A 16,928-nucleotide genomic window follows, 5' to 3' on the forward strand; every position below is an offset into this window, starting at 1 on the left:
CACGGCCGGCTATGTTAGCGCCCGCTCAGGGTATATAATCCCGCCTCCAAATTTTCGACCAACCCTCATCACAGACAGTCAGGACCAGCAATGAGCTTCGACAAGGTTTCCCCAGGTAAAGACCTGCCCAACGATATCAACGTAATCATCGAGATCCCGGCCAACCACGATCCGATCAAATACGAAGTCGACAAGGACGCAGACGCGGTATTCGTAGACCGTTTCGTTGCTACCCCGATGTTCTACCCGGCCAACTACGGCTACGTGCCCCAGACCCTGTCCGAAGACGGTGACCCCCTGGACGTGCTGGTTGTTGCCCCTTACCCGGTAATGGTTGGCTCCGTAATCCGCTCCCGCGTGATCGGCGTGCTGAACATGACCGACGAATCCGGTGTAGACGCCAAACTGCTGGCAGTACCGCACACCAAGCTGACCAAACTGTACGACCACGTTAACGAAATCGGCGACCTGCCGGAGCTGCTGATCAAGCAGATCGAGCACTACTTCGAAAACTACAAAGCCCTGGAAGCAGGCAAGTGGGTGAAAGTAGACGGCTGGGCCGACGCTGACGCCGCGCGTAAAGAAGTTATGGCTTCCCGCGAGCGCTACCTGAAAGAAGAGGGCTGATCGCCACTTCTCTCCGCAGATCTGAATAGATCTCGAAAAACCGGCCTAGTGCCGGTTTTTTTGTGCCTGCTCGTTAATCCCCAAAATTCTTTTGCATTTCTGTCGGGAATTCTCCATCGCGCGCGTTTACCCAATTACAGCCCGCGGAATCCGGGCTGCGCTTTGTCAAAAATAAATGCATACACCAATAAAAATAGAATGGAGAAACCCATGCAAAAAAACCGCGCTCACAGATTTCAGAAATCTTTGCTCGCAAGTGCTATCGCACTTCTGCCCCTGGCGACACTGGCACAGGAAGATGGCAGCGAAAATAAAACCGTCGAAGAAGTGGTGGTCACCGGCATCCGCGGCGCCCTGCAACAATCTCTCGATGTAAAGCGCGATGCCACCTCCATCGTGGACGCGATCAGCTCCGAAGATATCGGCAAATTTCCGGACAAAAATGTCGCCGACTCATTGCAGCGGGTACCGGGTATTTCCGTGGATCGTATCTGGGGTGAAGGCCGGGACATTTTTGTACGCGGTACCGACAGTACCCTCAACCGCACCCTGATGAACGGCCAGAATGTGGCGTCGGCCTATTGGTGGGCGAATGACAATCCGAGCCGCGGTTTCAACTATTCCATTCTTGCGTCCGAACTGGTTTCCGCACTGGAAGTGTACAAAAGCCCGGAAGCACGCCATGACGAGGGCAGTATCGGCGGCATGGTCAATGTGCGCACCCGCAAGCCGATGGATCTGGATCCGATGACGGTCAACCTCTCCGCCGAGAGTGTTTACAGCGAACTGCCGGACCAGTGGGACCCGCAGATTTCCGGCTTGCTCAGCTGGAAAAACGACGCAGAAACCTTCGGTGTACTGGCCTCCTTCATCAGCCAGCAGCGCACCATGCGCCGCGATGGCCTGGAAGTATTCCCCACCAACGACCTCTATAGCGTTACCGACCAGAACGGTAATGTGACCGACAATGTGTATGTACCCTGGGGCGGCGGTTCTGCCATTTTCCAACAGGACCGCCAGCGGGATACCGGCAACATCACCCTGCAGTTCCGCCCTTCCGATCGCTGGGACCTGGCAATGAATTACGTTGCCTCTGATATGGACATGGACAACAGCAACCAGAATTACCTGTTTGTGGCCGGCGGCTACAAAATTCCCAACAGTGATGTCGTCACCAACCCGGTATTTATTCCCACCAGCGACGGCAACCAGGCACTGGTGGGCGGCGTGATTGAAAATCCCGATAGTATTGGCGTCGCTGACGAGCCCATTGTGCGCGAGTCCTTCGTAGAATCCGATGTGCTGGACTTCTCCGCGGACTACGAAGGGGACAGCTGGCAGCTGCACCTGCAGGCCGGCAATACCACCGCCGAAGGCGGCAGCACCCTGGACCGCAACTACTGGTTCGAAGGCATGGGTGCCGAGGACCTGAACTTTGGCCCCAATACCAATGAATTCAGTTTCCCCGGTATCGACCCGCTGGATGGCACCGCACTGCACCTGAATGCCGCCAACCTGCGCGACTGGGTGCGCATCATGGAAGACGAAGAAAGCTACTTCCAGGCCGATGCCAGTTTTGATGTGGACTTCGGACTTGTCACTGCCATCAAAACCGGCCTCAAACTGCGCGATCACACCATCGAGAACAACCGCCAGAACGGCTCCGTGGATGTATCCAACCCGGACATTGCGCAACAGGTTGCCGCACTCAATGCGATTACCCTGGCCGATGTCTCTAACGGCGCCAGCCCGAAATTACACGGTGAAGGCGCCACCAGTGGCTCCCTCACCCGCTACGCATTCCTCGATGTGGGCCTGGCTCGCCAGAAGATCGACAGCATCCTGGACGCAGGTGTGATGACTTACGCAGAAGACCAGCGTGCCTACTACAAGATCAACGAAGATATCACCGCCGCCTATGCCCAGGCCGAATTTGAAAGTGGCCAGCTTCGCGGTAACTTCGGTGTGCGCATCGTCGAAACCGACCAGACCTCCCACGCCTACATCGACGGCGAGCGCGGTGCCGTCGGCCGTAGCTATCGCGAGGCGCTCCCCAGCGTCAACGTGATCTATGACCTGTCTGACGAACTGATCCTGCGCGCAGCGGCCTCCCGCGCCATGGCGCGCCCGACCTTCCAGAACCTGAGTTCCAATATTGTCATCAATGCCACCAGCGGTACCGCCACCGCCGGCAACCCGATGCTCGACCCGATGTTTGCGGATCAATTCGAGATCGGCGCCGAGTGGTACTTCAGCGATGCCAGCCTGCTGGCCGCGACCTACTTCAATAAAGACCTGAGCACTTTTGTATTCCAGGACACCCAGGTTGAAGATATCGACGGCCAGAGTATCAATGTGACCCGGCCCTATAACGCCGACAAGGGTGCGGATATTCAGGGGCTGGAGCTTCAGGTTCAGCATGACTTTGGCAGCGGCTTTGGTGCACTTGCCAACTATACCTGGACCGACGCCAAGGTCCCGGGCAGCAAGCTGGAATTGCCAGGCAACTCGCGCGACCAGTTCAATGCCTCCACCTATTACGAAAACGACTACCTGAGCCTGCGGCTGTCTTACAACCTGCGCTCGGAATCCTACGGCGGCCTCACCTCGGGCTCACAACTGGTCACCGATCAGTACGACCAGTGGGATGCCACTGCCAACTGGATGGTCAACGACAATGTGGATGTGTTCTTTACCGCGGTAAATCTTACCAACGAGATCATCTACATGCGCACCGCCGATGGCATTCCCGTGGGCTTTTATGAAAATGGCCCCCGGTTTAGCCTGGGGGCGCGACTTAGCTTCTAGGACCTTTTCCCTGGCATCACCTTGTCACACCTTGCAGGGCGCCCAATGGGCGCCTTTTTTGTGATTTACCCGCCCCTCGATAAAACAGGCTCACACTTCAACAATTTTTCCCAATGAAAACCGGCATTCCATACCCATAGAAGTTCACTCAAAGTATGGTACGCGCAAATTGTTGACCATCATCAATCGTTATCAATTCAACGGATGTTTCAAATGAATTGGCTTTTCCGCTACGCCTCATGGAGCAAGGCCGGCCTGTTTCTCGCGCTCAATTTCGCGCTGCAGGCAGTGATCGTTCTGGTTATCTACCCGATGATCAGTACCGATACAGACCCCCTGGATATTCAGATGAGGCTTACCCTCGAGCGCGTAACCGGATTTCTTGAGCAGATCGGCAGCGACGGCAGAACCCTGTATTTTTATAATGAAGCCACCCTGGACATACTGTTTCCCCTCGTTTATTCCATCGCCTATGCATTACTCACGGTTGAACTGATCAAGAGCTGCGGCCAGGTGCGCACGCCGCTCCGATATCTGGCACTGCTCCCGTTTGCCATTGCCATGTGCGACCTACTGGAAAACATTCAGATCCTGGCAGCCATTCAGTCTTACCCCATGATCACCAATGCCCAGGTAACCTATCTCGCTGCGGCCAATATGGGTAAGCATATGTTTACCATGCTATTACTGAGCACACTGGGCGTATTGCTGATCTGGCTGGCATTCATCCACTTGTGCCGGATAAGAATCCGGGAGTAATCCCCTCGCAGTACCATCTCAGGCTGGGATAAGTTGATCGTCAGGGGTATATTGGGTTTCCGCCTTTTTCGCGCTCGCTGCTTGCAGCTCTCACCATAAGAGAAGCCTGAATATGCCAAACACCGTTGAAGGACCCGATGGAAAACCCCGCTGTGGCTGGTGTGCCGCCGCACCGGAATTCTTTGAATACCACGATAAAGAATGGGGTTTTCCCGTCGACGACGACCGCCGTCTGTTTGAAAAACTGTGCCTGGAAAGTTTCCAGTCCGGGCTCAGCTGGCGCACCATTCTTGCCAAGCGTGAAAACTTTCGCAAAGCCTTCAAGAACTTCGACTTCAACAAGATTGCCCGATTCGAAGAGCAGGACGTAGAGCGTCTGCTACAAGACGCCGGCATTGTTCGCCACCGTGGAAAAATCGAGGCCGTCATCAACAATGCCCGCTGTGCCAAGGTGCTGGTAAAAGAGGAAGGCTCCATTGCCGCCTATATCTGGCAGTTTGAGCCCGGCGCCGATGCGCAGTGCGCGCCCCAGAGCATGTCCACCTCGGATGTATCCAAAGCGCTGTCAAAGGACCTTAAAAAGCGTGGCTGGAAATTTGTAGGCCCCACCACCGTGTATGCGTTTATGCAGGCCATGGGGCTGATCAACGATCACCTGGCAGAGTGTAAATCGCGCAAAGAGGTAGAACGGGCGAGAAAATCGTTCAAGCGCCCGAATGCAATAGCCAGACACAACGACCGCTAGACATAACGACCACTAGCTAAGGGACCCGATATGCTCGCCCAGTTACTGACCACCAACGCCGAACTGGAAGCCGCCGCAAAGGTGCTGCTGCAGTTGCGCCCACAGTACGACCTGGAAAGCATTTTGGCGCAAATCCACAAGCAGCAGGCATTGGGTTACCTACTGGCGGGGGTCACCGAACATCAGCACATGCTTTGTGTCGCCGGATTTGTTGTCAGTGAAAAGCTGGCCTGGGGCAAACACATTTATGTGGATGACCTGGTGACTTGCGAAGCCCACCGGTCAAAAGGGGCGGGAAGATTACTGATCCAGTGGCTGAAACAATACGGAAAAGAGATCGGCTGCGGCCAGCTACATCTGGATAGCGGCGTACAGCGTTTCTCCGCGCACCGGTTTTATCTGCGCGAAGGCTTTGACATCACCAGTCACCACTTTGCCACCGCGGATTTGTGAGTCGAGGCAGCCCAGCGGTTACTGTCGGGGTTCAAGCACCAGGATACGCTGGTCGGTTTTATTGATACGCGCTCCGAACCCCTGCTCCAGTGCAAAAGCCAGGCCGTCCGCATCGCCAATATTGAACACGCCGCTGATACGCTGATTGGTCAGGGCATCCCCCACCAGTACCATCTTGCGCGTGGTGTAACGGTTGTATTCAGCGATGGCGTCCTCTAGACGTTCATTGTCAAAATAAATCCGGTGCGTTTGCCAGGCAGTGACCTGATCGAGGTTCACCGGCACAACTCCACTGCTGTCCCGTGGGTTGGTCGCGGTATAACGAACACCCTGCCCCGGCAACATTTTTGCCAACTGTTGGGTTTCACCGGTAGCATCTTCTGCCCTCACCTCAACGATTCCCTGGGTAACGCCCACCTGTACCCGGTCAGCCTGCAGCGCGACGTTGAAGGCGGTTCCCAGGGCGCGCACTTCTGAGCCGCGCACAGCAACCACAAAGGGCCGCTCCGGATTTTTCGCCACCATGAAAAAGGCTTCGCCGCGCTCAAGAAACAGGGAGCGCTGCTTACGCTGGTAACGCACGCCTACCCGGGTATTGGTGTTCAGCATCAAGGTGGACCCGTCCTCCAGGTGCACAACACGCTGACCACCGATCTCGGTCTGGTAATAGTCGATCGCATAATAGTCCCGCGCAATAACCCCAGCCACCAGCACCAGGATCGTCGCGGCAATCGCTCCCAACCAGCGCCATTGATATGGGGCGCGAAGAGACTGGGCGCGACGGCGCACAGCTTTGCGGATTTCCGGGAGTCCCGCGTTCAACTCCGGATCCTCTTTCAGAAAGTCCGTCATCAGCGCCAACTGCTGGCACTGCGCAAAGGCCTGGCGATGCAAAGGGTTCGCCTGCAACCACTGCTCCAGGGCATCGGATTCCGTGGCACTCATGGCGCCACTCTGCTGTCGCGCCAACCAGTCTGCCGCCTGCGCCCGGATACTCTTGTCTAATTCGCGCTTCGGGTTCATAACAACTCATTCAACTCTTGCTGCAGGTGCTTCAGGGCACTGCTCATATGCCGCTCCACGCTGCGGGTACTGATCGACAGGGCCGCGGCGACTTCCGGATAGGTCATTTCTTCAAATCGGCTCAACAGGAAAACCTTGCGGGTGAGGGGTTTCAACTTGAGCAACGACTGCTTCAGTTGCTGCAGGCTCTGTTGCCACTCCGCACTGTGCAGTGGGCAAGGTTCGCGGGATGCGTGCTCCCGCTCTTCAAAACTGTCGTGCTGCTCGGTCTTGCGCCGCAGGTGGCGGCGCAGACTGTCGCGCACCAGATTGGTGGCAATGGTGAACAGGTAGGCCCGGGGGTTTTCCTGCAAAGGCTGCAGGTTCTCCAGGCGCAGCAATTTGATATAAGTTTCCTGCAGTATGACTTCCGCCTCCGGGCGCCCCCCCGGCAACATTCGGGCAACATGGTGACCAAGTGCTACACAGTGTTCACTGTAAAGTGCCTCGATAAATGCGCTGCGACCGTCATCATTTACCGATGCTGATCCCGCAGGCACCAGACGCAGAGCGGGCCGGGACTTGAAACTAATCACAGGCCCCTCCTTTCGCGCAACAGCCGCCTGGTGTGTTTATTTTTTGCAAACGTTGACTCATACCACTGCAAACGCCGACCAGCGGGAAAACCCGACAGTTTTATGAAACTTTTTTCTGGCCTCCCAATTTATGGGGGCTGCGACCAGCTCCCTTGCGGGCTTTGACGATTATCGGGTATTTTGGCGAATCTGCGGTTTCGGTCTCATTACGCCATAGCCCCGCTCAGCCAAACGATAATAATGAAGGAAAAAAAGGTTCCCGCCCAACGCCGGCACGCAAGACTTGCGGTGCCACCCTCCGCGTTATTCCGGGCGTTCGTTCTAGCAATATCCGCCGGTGCCACACCGGCGGCGCTGGCACTCACCAAAAATCCGTCCATCGCGCTTCAGCTAACCGAGGTTCCGGCAACAACTTCCTCAGCAGCAACATCCCCTTCAGCAATTTTCCCAGCAACCACTTTCCCCGCAACCACGCAACAGCAAAGCTGGTTTGAACGGGAGCGCCTTCCTTTTGCCATTCCCCCGCAGCCTTTGCCCAAGGCGCTGACACTCTACGCCGAGCAGGCGCAGCTTCAATTGTTTTACCGGCGGGACCAGTTACCGGAACAGATCTCCGTGGACGTCCGCGGTGACCTGACCCCGCAGGCAGCGCTGGCAAAACTGCTAGAGAATACCCGGCTTGAAGCGCAACTCGGCAGCAATCGCACGGTCGTGATCGCGCCTGTGGTTACGCCGGTGACCGCCACCGCCGAACAGGAAACACCTTCGCACCCGCAAGATATCCGTCGACCACGCCCACTGGAAGAAACCTATGTTACCGGCGTGCGCACTAGTTTACGCCGAAGCCTGGCCATCAAACAGGCCAGTGACAACCTGGTGGAGATCACCACCGCGGAGGATATTGGCAAGTTCCCCGACCACAACGTGGCCGACGCACTGCAGCGGATTGCCGGTGTATCGGTGGATCGTATCTGGGGAGAGGGACGGGATGTGAATATCCGCGGTACCGATAAAGATATCAACCGCACCCTGCTGAATGGCCAGCATGTGGCCTCCGCCTACTGGTGGGCCAATGACAATCTCAGTCGCGGCTTCAATTACGCCACCCTGGCGTCACAGCTGGTGCAGTCGCTGGAGGTACACAAAACACCCCGCGCCGACCTGGACGAAGGCAGCATCGGCGGTACCGTAATCGTGCGCACGCGCAAACCCCTGGAGATGGATAACCGGGAACTGCACCTGGCGGTGGGACAACAATACAGCGCGCTGGCGGAGCGCTGGGCGCCCCAGGGCTCGGCATTGGGCAGCTGGAAAAATACGACACAAACCCTTGGCGTACTGGCCTCGCTCAACTGGCAGCAACGGGACAGTCGCCGCGACGGCCTGGAAACCTTTGCCGACAACAACCTCTACACCATCACCGATGAACAGGGCAATGTCACCGAGGATGTGTACGCAGTGTGGGGCGGGGGCTCGGCGCTACTGCAGCAGCAACGCCATCACACCACAGGCAATATTACCCTGCAGTGGAACCCGAACGCGCAGTGGGACGCCGTGTTAAATCTGGTGCGTTCACAGATGGATATCGAAAACAGCAACCACAACTTTCTGTTTTCACCCGGCGGGTACAAGTTGAGTGAAACACCTCCAGTCATCGTAAGCCGTCCGCAATTCCTGACCAGCGACGATGGCCACAAGATGCTTTCAGGCGGCACCCTAGGCAACGCCGACAGCACCGGCGCCGTGCTCGATAGCATCCAGCGCCAGGCGTACATCGATACCCAGGTTGACGATATCGACATCCACTACAGCGGCGATACCTGGGACAGCCACATGCAATTTGGCCACACCAGTGCCCGCGGCGGCACCAGCCACGACCGCCTGTACCGTTTCACCGGCAACAGCCGCGTCGCCTTTCACCTCGAGCGGGATCACATTGCAACCGAGTACCTCGACCTGGATCCGGAGGATCCCGCAGCACTGGAGCAGCTGTCGCCACTGTCACGGGACTGGATACGGGCAATGGAAAGCCGCGAGTACTACGGCCAGTGGGATCTGGGTTACGACGTCGAAAACGGCTGGCTCACACGCGCGCAATGGGGGCTGAAATATCGCGACCATCGGGTGGAGAACAACCTCACGGTGGGCGAAATCGATCGCGACGCGGATATCTGGCAGACACTGCAGTTCACCGGCCTGGACCAGGTCAGTCGCGGCCTCAGTCCCACACTCAGTGGACAAAGTGCGAACAGTGGCACCCTGGTGCGCTACGCGCTGGCCGATACCGCACTGCTGCGGGCGGTGATCAATCCGGGCTTACAGAACGGTGCCATGCAGTACCAGTACGATCGCAGTGCCTTCTTCCGCATTCGCGAACAGAGCCTGGCGACCTACGCGAGCCTGGATTTTGGGGCCGGAGACTGGGAAGGCAACGCGGGCCTGCGCGCGGTGGCTACCCGGCAGCAGGCCAGCGCCTATGATCCGGAGCAACTGCGCCATGAGCAAAACCAGTACCGGGACTGGCTGCCGACCCTCAACCTGCAATATCACTGGAGCGGCAACCTGCTCGGCCGCCTCGGCATCGCCCAGGTGATGGCCCGGCCCAATTTCCAGGACCTCACCCCCAATATCATTGTGGATCCGACCAGTGGCTACGGTTCCGCGGGCAATCCCAAGCTTGAACCCTACCGCGCGGATCAGTTGGACCTTGGGATCGAGTGGTATTTTGCCGATGCTTCGCTGGTTTCCGCGACGGCTTTCTACAAGGATATTTCAACCTTTGTTTACCCCCACGTCGCACCGGAGTGGATCGACGGCGAGCAGCATTACATTACGCGGCCGCAGAATGGTCCGGGCGCGACCATTCGCGGACTGGAGCTTCAATGGCAACAGGGATTTAGCCAGGGGTGGGGAATACTCAGCAATTACACCTATACCGATGCCAGCGTGCCATCGGAGGACGGCAGTCGAAAGCTGGAATTACCGGGAAATTCCCGCAGCCAGTTCAATGCATCACTGTATTTGGAAAGAGCGCAATGGGAAGCGCGCCTGAGTTACAACTATCGCTCGCGCTCTTATGGGGAAATCATTGCCGGCTCCCAGAGCGAGACCGCCGCCTATCAGCAGTGGGATGCGACAGGCCAGTGGCGCTGGTCGCCGACACTGGCACTCTCTCTGGAAGCCATCAACCTGACGAATGAGGTCATCCGGATCCACAGTGCCAGCGGTATTCCCCAGGGAATTTATGAAAATGGACGCCGTTTTGCGGTGGGAGTGAAACTGGCATTCTGATCACTGAATCAGGTACGGAAACGCCGGCCGCAACGTCAATCGATTACTCAATCGGGTACAGTCAACCGGGTACAGTCAATCGGGCAATGTAAAATTCGCTTTACCACCGCCCGGTGAACCCAGCGTCCAATCTGGCACAGTGACCTGTGCCACCGCTTCTGGCGGGCGCTCCGCCGCCTCAACCAGGTTACCCTGCGCCGGCTTGAGGCTCAGGTGGCTGACCGGAACCTGCACTGGCTCTACTGCCGTCCGCTCGTGCTCTTTCAGCAAATAACCCTCCATCGGCGCCAATGTGAATCCCGCACCGGCGGAATCACCCGCCGCCTCCGGTGCTGCCTCCGGCTCCACCGCCGCACTTTGCGGTGCTGGGGGTACTTCCTCTGCCGCTCTGGGGGCCGCTACCGGTTGCGGGGAATCCACTTCCGGCTTGATCAACGACTGTGCGCCCAGCTTATGCAGTGTTGCCTGCAGCTGTTCGGCCTGGGATTTACCCAGGCCTTTTTTGATCGCCAGTGGCCTGCCACTGAAAAGCTTCTCGACCATCTCCGGGCCGGCCTTGAACAAGCGGGCAAAGTTGGCTTTCACATCACCAAGGGTATAACCGGGCTGCAGATCACCGCGAAAAATGACGCTGTAAGTGGGCTCGGACATGGAAGGCACCTCGATCTCGATAGATGGTCCGCCGTAACCGGCGTGTTATTTTCCAGGGGAATATTCAAACGGATTCAGTCTTCGGAATCCAGTGTCTGATCCGGGGCCTGCTCCGAAGACTGTTCTGGAGACTGCTCCTGGGGCTGGTCCAGGGTCTGATCCATGGTGTATGCCGGCACCGCTGCAGACTTGTCGCGCGCGCAACCGGCGACAATGCGCGCCGGCACGCCAGCAACGGTCGCGTGAGCCGGCACATCCCTCAGCACCAGGCTGCCCGCGGCAATTTTAACCCCTTCGCCGATACACACAGGTCCCAGGACCTTGGCACCGGCACCGATCATCACACCGCGCCCGATTTTGGGGTGGCGATCACCGCCGCCACTGCCACTGCCCCCCAGGGTGACCGAGTGCAGAATGGAAACATCGTCTTCCACCACCGTGGTCTCCCCCACCACAAGACCGGTGGCGTGGTCGATCATAATGCCGCAGCCGAACCTGGCCGCCGGGTGTATATCCACCGCGAACTGCTCGGATACCTGACTCTGGAAATACAGGGCCAGGGTGTGGCGCCCCTTGCGCCACAGCCAGTGGGCAATACGGTGTGACTGCAAGGCGTGAAAGCCTTTGAAATACAGGAACGGAGTCAGGTATTGATCGCAGGCCGGATCGCGGTCAAACCAGGCGCAAATGTCCGCCTGCATACAGCGCGAGATCGCTGGCTCATCCGCCAGTGCCGCGGCGATCACTTCCTGCAATGCCGTTGCGGTAAGCGCCGCGTGATCCAGCACCGAGGCCAGCTGGTAAGCCAGTGCTTTATCCAGTGTGCGGTGGCGCAGAACCGTATTGTGGAAATAACTGGCCAGCACCGGTTCCCCGGAGGCCGCTGCTGCCGCTTCCGCGCGCATGGCGGACCAGATATCACGGTGTTTCAATTCACTGACGTTGATGGCATCAATCCCCGGGGTTTGTCCTTGCTCAGGCGAATCAATCATTGGCACGGTTAAAGGCGGCTGATGTTACTGGGGTAGGCCGCTTCCGGAACCCACACAAAGCGTGGATAAATTGTATCCATCTGCGCACAAATGGTATCCGCCAGCGCCAGTTCGCCGTCCAACTGGCAAAGTTCCAACTGCTCACGCAGTACCTCCGCCGACAGCAACTGCTGGAATTCCATCGCTCGTGGCGCATAGCTCAGGTGCCAGCGCTCCGGCGCTACCCCACCACGATCTTCAGCATAGGGACGAAATAATCCATAACTGTTGCCGCTGGCGATACGCTCATCCAGCCAGCAGTGGAATGGGCCGAATACTCCCGCATCGCACACCTCGTCCGGTGTCAGCTGTACGCGGTAATCTTCTGGTACGGCAGCCGCATCGATCACGTCGAAATCTGTGCCCCAGTGGTGCCGTGAACCACCGGGCAGTGCCGACCAGCGCAATATAGCGAATGCAATCTCCTCTGGCGACAATTGCGCCACGTCGAGTGCGCACCCGTCGCTGTCCAGCAGGGGCCGCAATCCCTGCGCCTTGGCGTTCCAGATAGCGCGCTGGCGCTCGAAATCCCGGAACCCGGAAACCACCTTTGGGGAAAAACCCGCTTCCTGTGCATCCCGACGCAACTGGTCAAAGGCAATCAGCGCCTCCGGGTGCATCAGCTGCCCCGACACGGGCTCGACTATGACGTGCGCGTCATTGAGACCAAACAACATATTGCGCAGATGGGGATTCATCAAAAGTAAACCTCTGGACAAAAAACAGCGCCTTGCGACGAAACAACCTTACTGCAAACTTCTCCAATGCAGACTAGGCTTTTGCTGCAGATGTGACTTAATAGCACAAAGGTACCACCGGATAACAGGGACCCGGACCAAGCCGAAAGTTACACATGCGGTAAAAAAGAAGCATTTTTATTTGCACCTTTCTTGGACCGCTATCACGGTTTGGCCTTTTATTTTTTTGTGCTATGTTGGACGCCCGTTGCATTCAGCATCGGGCTCGAGTCAGGTTAAAAGTGCTTCCGATGATCTCAGGAAGCAGGGTTGGTAGATCGCAAAAATTCCGTCGTACACGAAGCACAGTGAAAGTGCTGCTGGCGATATACCGAAGAATGAGCGTCTTAACTGTTCAGGGAATGAATGTTATGCACCCTAGTCAATCAGAGTTGTTGCAACTGAAAAACCTGGGGCTCGCCTCCGTCAACATTTTGCATTCCATCGGTATTCGCACGCTGGACGATTTGCACCGCGTGGGTCCGGTCGAGGCATTCGCCAGTATCCGCCGCCGCGGCATCAATGCCTCCCGCGTTCTTCTGTACGCCCTGCAGGGCGCCCTTCTCGATATTCACTGGAACGACCTCGATCCCGACCTCAAGGCCAACCTGGTCAGTGAAGCCGAGCAACTGCTTTCCCGCAAAGACAGCGCGTAAACCTTCGCGCTCACCACCACTGCCTGAATATCCATACCCCGGCAATATCACCCAGTAACCTTAGCCAGTAACCGTACCCAGAAACCTTACCCAGAGCCTTACCCGGCGATCGGGGCCCACAGCCCCGAGACGACGCGCGCAGCGCGTAAAATTTTGCCGTTTGCCGGTACCGTAAGACTTGTAATTGGGGCATTGCGACCTTATCAAATTCCCGATAACCACGGCTTGAACAGCAGGCCAGAGAGGATTGCTCATGGCCTCCTGAAACTCGCCAGAGTTCCTCTGTCCAACCGTCAGGTCATGAACCGGACCAACCGTTTTATTCCAACTGCTTTCGGAGAAAGCTGATGCTACGAATAGGGCTTTTCCTGCTAACCAACCTGGCCGTCATGCTGCTGGTTGGCGTCATATTTAACCTGCTGGGTATCCAGGGCATTCTGGATGCGAATGGCGTCAATCTGAACCTGCCCGGCCTGCTGGTCATGTGTGCGGTTTTTGGCTTTGGCGGTGCGCTGATTTCACTGCTAATGTCCAAGACCATTGCCCGTATGTCCACCCGCACCCAGGTCATCGACCAGCCACAGACAGCCGATGAACGCTGGCTGGTGGAAACCGTGCGCGAGCTGTCCCAGAAAGCCGGAATTGGTATGCCGGATGTGGGGATTTTCCCTATGCCCCAGGCCAACGCCTTCGCCACTGGCTGGAACCGCAACAGCGCCCTGGTGGCCGTCAGTGCCGGCCTGCTGGAGCGTTTCAATCGCGACGAAGCGCGCGCGGTGATCGGCCACGAGATCGGCCACGTCGCCAACGGTGACATGGTCACCCTGACCCTGATTCAGGGCGTGGTAAATACATTTGTGATGTTCTTTGCGCGTATCGTGGGCTTCTTTGTCGACCGGGTGCTGCTGCGCAACGAGCAGGGCCTGGGGATCGGCTACTACATCACCTCCATCATCATGGATATGGTGTTCGGCGTCGTCGCCATGATGGTGGTGGCCTGGTTCAGTCGCCGCCGTGAATATCGGGCGGATGCCGCCGGTGCCCACCTCGCCAGCCCCAATGCCATGATCGCCGCCCTGGCACGCATCAAGGCCGAATCCGAGTCCGGCCGCGAGCAACCGCTGCCCGCCAACATGAAGGCCTTTGGTATTTACGGCAACAGCATGGCTGCTCTACTCGCCAGTCACCCGCCACTTGAGGATCGGATTCTGGCGTTGCAAAATTCTGCGCGTTAACTGAATCCCGTCATGGGCCTGCCGGTTTGGGTGAATGACCGGCGGCCCCATCATCGCTGACTGCAACTATGTCCAATGCCATGAATCCAATAAGAAATTCCCGCAAGCTTACCTTTCCGCTGACGTTGTTGTTCTCGGTGTTGTTGTTCTCGGTGCTGTTTCCCCTGCTGGGTACCCCCCTGAACGCCAGCGCCAACTCCCCTATTCCCCAGTTTTCGACCGATGACGAGCAAAACACCATGCAGGTGTTCAACTTTGCCAGCCCATCGGTGGTGTACGTCACCAATGAAACCCTGGTGCGGGACCGCTGGACCCTGCGCCTGCACACGGTACCCAAAGGGGCCGGCAGTGGTTTTATCTGGGATGAGCAGGGGCACGTGGTCACCAACTTCCACGTGATCGAAGAGGCGCGCAAGATCACCATCACCCTGCAGGACCGCAGCGAGTGGTCGGCGGAGCTGGTGGGCACGGCGCCGGAAAAAGACCTGGCAGTGCTCAAAATCGACGCCCCGCGGGAATTGCTCAAGCCGCTGGCCGCGGGCAATTCCGCCACCCTGGCAGTGGGGCGCAAGGTGCTGGCCATCGGCAACCCTTTCGGTCTCGACACCACTCTCACCACCGGTGTGGTCAGTGCCCTGGGCCGCGAAATTGACGCAGCTGGCAACCGCACCATCCGCAATGTCATCCAGACCGATGCGGCGATTAACCCCGGCAATTCCGGCGGCCCGCTGCTGGATTCCAGCGGTCGCCTGATCGGCGTCAACACCGCCATCTACAGCCCCAGCGGGGCCAGTGTCGGGATCGGTTTTGCGATTCCGGTGGATACGGTGAAAAAAATTGTCCCCGAGCTGATCGCCCACGGTCGTCTGGTGCGGCCAATTCTGGGTATTGAATCCGCCCCGGATCAGTGGGCGAGTCGCTACGACTTTGAAGGGGTTGCGGTACTGCGCACCGCGCCGGGCATGCCCGCCGAAAAAGCCGGCCTGCGCGGCGTTTACCGGGGCAGTCGCGGTGGCTGGCAACTGGGGGATGTGATTGTCGGGCTGGATGGCAGCCCCATCAGTAATTACGACGACCTGATGAATGCACTGGAAAACCACCGCCCCGGGGATCAGGTGCGCCTGGACTACCTGCGCGATGGCAAAGCACTGCAGACGTCGATTACACTCGCCGCGCCCTGAAACCTGGCGCCCTGAAACCCGGCCCCGTAAAACTTTAGGGCAACCAATTCACTGTCCGAACACCCACAAAATTTATACAACAAGATGCAAAAACATTTTCTCTGCCGCTACGAAGATCTCAACGAAGGCGACTCCAAGGGCTTTTCCCTGGGCGACAACAGCGCCGGCCTGGATAATGTCTTTGCGGTAAAAAAAGACGGCGAGGTATTCGCCTATAAAAACATCTGCCCGCACCGGGGCATCAATCTCGAGTGGCAACCCAACCAGTTTCTGGATTCAGAAAAGGCCCTGATCCAATGTGCCTCCCACGGCGCCCTGTTCGAGATCAGTACCGGCGAATGCATTGCCGGCCCCTGTGCCGGCGATGCACTCACGCCAGTACCAGTGGAATACGCCCAGGATGGGCTCTACGTGATACTGGCGGACTGATCAGGCCGCCGCCACGGGCCGGTAAGGTACGGCTTCCGTCAGGCGGATTTCATCGGCACCCAACACCGCGCGGTAGGCGAGTACTTCCACTCCCGCAGCCACGGCTTCGGCCAGCGCTGCGGCATAGGCGGGGTCGATATCCACGGCCGCTTCCACTGTCTCAATCTGCGAGTGCTGCACACAGTAAAACAACACCGCGCGCACGCCGGCCTCCGCCAGTTTTTGCAGCTCGCGCAGGTGCTTGGCACCGCGGCTGCTGACGGCATCCGGAAACAACCCCCGCGTACCTTGCGCCTCTTGCGCGAGGGTGACATTTTTCACCTCCACATAGCAGTCGCCGGCCGCTCCGCTCAGCAGGAAATCGATACGGCTGTTTTCTTCTCCGTATTTCACCTCCCGGCGCAGGGTCTCATAACCCTGTAACTCGGCCACCACGCCGTCGCGAATTGCCTCTTCCACCAGGTGATTGGCACGACCAGTATTTACCCCGGCCAAAGCCCCTTCCGGGGTAGTGGTGATTTCCAGGGTATGGCGATATTTGCGCTTGGGGTTGCCCGAGTCAGAAAACCAGCATGGCGTATTTTCCCCCCAGCAGTTCCTCATCGAACCGGTGTTCGGGCAATGGATGGTTATAATTTCACCAGTGGAAAGTTCGACATCCGCAAGAAAGCGTTTGTAGCGGCGCAAAAGATTTCCCTGAGACAGGGGAGGATCTAGCTTCACGAAA

At 57.7% G+C, this 16,928-nt stretch carries 16 protein-coding genes; 10 read left to right on the forward strand and 6 right to left on the reverse strand.

Annotated features, from left to right (window positions below; genetic code table 11):
• The first annotated feature begins 90 nt into the window (after window positions 1-90).
• The 5 genes from ppa to M0G74_RS01660 all read left to right on the forward strand — a co-directional run bounded on the left by ppa (window position 91) and on the right by M0G74_RS01660 (window position 5,392).
• Window positions 91-627, forward strand: coding sequence for an inorganic diphosphatase (gene ppa / locus M0G74_RS01640; RefSeq protein ID WP_160152760.1), 537 nt, complete (start codon window positions 91-93; stop codon window positions 625-627).
• Window positions 628-837: 210 nt separating this feature from the next.
• Window positions 838-3,435, forward strand: coding sequence for a TonB-dependent receptor (locus M0G74_RS01645; RefSeq protein WP_248213647.1), 2,598 nt, complete (start codon window positions 838-840; stop codon window positions 3,433-3,435).
• A gap of 213 nt (window positions 3,436-3,648) precedes the next feature.
• Window positions 3,649-4,194 (forward strand): hypothetical protein, encoded by a 546-nt coding sequence (locus tag M0G74_RS01650; protein ID WP_248213648.1) that lies wholly within the window; start codon window positions 3,649-3,651, stop codon window positions 4,192-4,194.
• 112 nt (window positions 4,195-4,306) lie between these two features.
• Window positions 4,307-4,939 carry a DNA-3-methyladenine glycosylase I gene (locus M0G74_RS01655; protein ID WP_248213649.1) on the forward strand — a complete coding sequence of 211 codons (633 nt, stop codon included), beginning with the start codon at window positions 4,307-4,309 and terminating at the stop codon, window positions 4,937-4,939.
• A 30-nt stretch (window positions 4,940-4,969) separates the two neighbouring features.
• The gene (locus M0G74_RS01660; RefSeq protein ID WP_248213650.1) at window positions 4,970-5,392 is read left to right on the forward strand and encodes a GNAT family N-acetyltransferase; all 423 of its coding nucleotides are present in this window, start codon (window positions 4,970-4,972) and stop codon (window positions 5,390-5,392) included.
• A gap of 18 nt (window positions 5,393-5,410) precedes the next feature.
• Here M0G74_RS01660 and M0G74_RS01665 read toward each other — a convergent pair whose 3' ends face one another.
• Window positions 5,411-6,415 carry a FecR domain-containing protein gene (locus M0G74_RS01665; protein WP_248213651.1) on the reverse strand — a complete coding sequence of 335 codons (1,005 nt, stop codon included), beginning with the start codon at window positions 6,413-6,415 and terminating at the stop codon, window positions 5,411-5,413.
• The gene (locus M0G74_RS01670) at window positions 6,412-6,990 is read right to left on the reverse strand and encodes an RNA polymerase sigma factor (RefSeq protein WP_248213652.1); all 579 of its coding nucleotides are present in this window, start codon (window positions 6,988-6,990) and stop codon (window positions 6,412-6,414) included. The genes M0G74_RS01665 and M0G74_RS01670 overlap by 4 nt, the downstream gene beginning before the upstream one ends.
• 240 nt (window positions 6,991-7,230) lie before the next feature.
• On the opposite strand from M0G74_RS01670, the gene M0G74_RS01675 reads away from it, so the two are divergent.
• The gene (locus M0G74_RS01675; RefSeq protein WP_248213653.1) at window positions 7,231-10,281 is read left to right on the forward strand and encodes a TonB-dependent receptor; all 3,051 of its coding nucleotides are present in this window, start codon (window positions 7,231-7,233) and stop codon (window positions 10,279-10,281) included.
• 75 nt (window positions 10,282-10,356) lie between these two features.
• Here M0G74_RS01675 and M0G74_RS01680 read toward each other — a convergent pair whose 3' ends face one another.
• From M0G74_RS01680 to M0G74_RS01690, 3 genes are all read right to left on the reverse strand, one after another.
• Window positions 10,357-10,932: a hypothetical protein gene (locus tag M0G74_RS01680; protein ID WP_248213654.1), complete on the reverse strand. Its 576-nt coding sequence runs from the start codon at window positions 10,930-10,932 to the stop codon at window positions 10,357-10,359.
• A gap of 74 nt (window positions 10,933-11,006) precedes the next feature.
• Window positions 11,007-11,924: a serine O-acetyltransferase gene (cysE, locus tag M0G74_RS01685; protein ID WP_248213655.1), complete on the reverse strand. Its 918-nt coding sequence runs from the start codon at window positions 11,922-11,924 to the stop codon at window positions 11,007-11,009.
• A gap of 8 nt (window positions 11,925-11,932) precedes the next feature.
• A complete protein-coding gene (locus M0G74_RS01690) occupies window positions 11,933-12,661 on the reverse strand; it encodes a M15 family metallopeptidase (protein ID WP_248213656.1) in 729 nt (242 codons plus the stop codon).
• A gap of 410 nt (window positions 12,662-13,071) precedes the next feature.
• Here M0G74_RS01690 and M0G74_RS01695 point away from each other — a divergent pair, with 410 nt between their 5' ends.
• The 4 genes from M0G74_RS01695 (at window position 13,072) to M0G74_RS01710 (ending at window position 16,201) form a co-directional block, all read left to right on the forward strand.
• Window positions 13,072-13,356, forward strand: coding sequence for a TfoX/Sxy family protein (locus M0G74_RS01695; RefSeq protein WP_160152750.1), 285 nt, complete (start codon window positions 13,072-13,074; stop codon window positions 13,354-13,356).
• Window positions 13,357-13,703: 347 nt separating this feature from the next.
• A complete protein-coding gene (gene htpX / locus M0G74_RS01700; protein WP_160152749.1) occupies window positions 13,704-14,591 on the forward strand; it encodes a protease HtpX in 888 nt (295 codons plus the stop codon).
• A gap of 80 nt (window positions 14,592-14,671) precedes the next feature.
• Entirely contained in the window at window positions 14,672-15,772 is a 1,101-nt protein-coding gene (locus tag M0G74_RS01705; protein WP_248213657.1) for a trypsin-like peptidase domain-containing protein, read from the forward strand.
• Window positions 15,773-15,856: 84 nt separating this feature from the next.
• Entirely contained in the window at window positions 15,857-16,201 is a 345-nt protein-coding gene (locus M0G74_RS01710) for a Rieske (2Fe-2S) protein (RefSeq protein ID WP_160152747.1), read from the forward strand.
• Here the strand turns inward: M0G74_RS01710 and sfsA are convergent, their stop codons facing one another.
• Window positions 16,202-16,924 (reverse strand): DNA/RNA nuclease SfsA, encoded by a 723-nt coding sequence (sfsA, locus tag M0G74_RS01715; protein WP_248213659.1) that lies wholly within the window; start codon window positions 16,922-16,924, stop codon window positions 16,202-16,204.
• Window positions 16,925-16,928 lie beyond the last annotated feature (4 nt).

It is taken from the genome of Microbulbifer sp. CAU 1566, assembly GCF_023156515.1.
Lineage (GTDB): Bacteria > Pseudomonadota > Gammaproteobacteria > Pseudomonadales > Cellvibrionaceae > Microbulbifer.

What these genes read in the sequence shown, in the direction of transcription:
- M0G74_RS01680 (WP_248213654.1), bottom strand. Translation starts at nt 10,932, where the DNA reads ATGTCCGAGCCCACTTACAGCGTCATTTTTCGCGGTGATCTGCAGCCC.
- M0G74_RS01705 (WP_248213657.1), top strand. Translation starts at nt 14,672, where the DNA reads ATGAATCCAATAAGAAATTCCCGCAAGCTTACCTTTCCGCTGACGTTG.
- ppa (WP_160152760.1), top strand. Translation starts at nt 91, where the DNA reads ATGAGCTTCGACAAGGTTTCCCCAGGTAAAGACCTGCCCAACGATATC.
- M0G74_RS01660 (WP_248213650.1), top strand. Translation starts at nt 4,970, where the DNA reads ATGCTCGCCCAGTTACTGACCACCAACGCCGAACTGGAAGCCGCCGCA.
- M0G74_RS01675 (WP_248213653.1), top strand. Translation starts at nt 7,231, where the DNA reads ATGAAGGAAAAAAAGGTTCCCGCCCAACGCCGGCACGCAAGACTTGCG.
- M0G74_RS01645 (WP_248213647.1), top strand. Translation starts at nt 838, where the DNA reads ATGCAAAAAAACCGCGCTCACAGATTTCAGAAATCTTTGCTCGCAAGT.
- M0G74_RS01710 (WP_160152747.1), top strand. Translation starts at nt 15,857, where the DNA reads ATGCAAAAACATTTTCTCTGCCGCTACGAAGATCTCAACGAAGGCGAC.
- cysE (WP_248213655.1), bottom strand. Translation starts at nt 11,924, where the DNA reads ATGATTGATTCGCCTGAGCAAGGACAAACCCCGGGGATTGATGCCATC.
- M0G74_RS01650 (WP_248213648.1), top strand. Translation starts at nt 3,649, where the DNA reads ATGAATTGGCTTTTCCGCTACGCCTCATGGAGCAAGGCCGGCCTGTTT.
- M0G74_RS01695 (WP_160152750.1), top strand. Translation starts at nt 13,072, where the DNA reads ATGCACCCTAGTCAATCAGAGTTGTTGCAACTGAAAAACCTGGGGCTC.
- M0G74_RS01655 (WP_248213649.1), top strand. Translation starts at nt 4,307, where the DNA reads ATGCCAAACACCGTTGAAGGACCCGATGGAAAACCCCGCTGTGGCTGG.
- htpX (WP_160152749.1), top strand. Translation starts at nt 13,704, where the DNA reads ATGCTACGAATAGGGCTTTTCCTGCTAACCAACCTGGCCGTCATGCTG.
- M0G74_RS01665 (WP_248213651.1), bottom strand. Translation starts at nt 6,415, where the DNA reads ATGAACCCGAAGCGCGAATTAGACAAGAGTATCCGGGCGCAGGCGGCA.
- M0G74_RS01690 (WP_248213656.1), bottom strand. Translation starts at nt 12,661, where the DNA reads ATGAATCCCCATCTGCGCAATATGTTGTTTGGTCTCAATGACGCGCAC.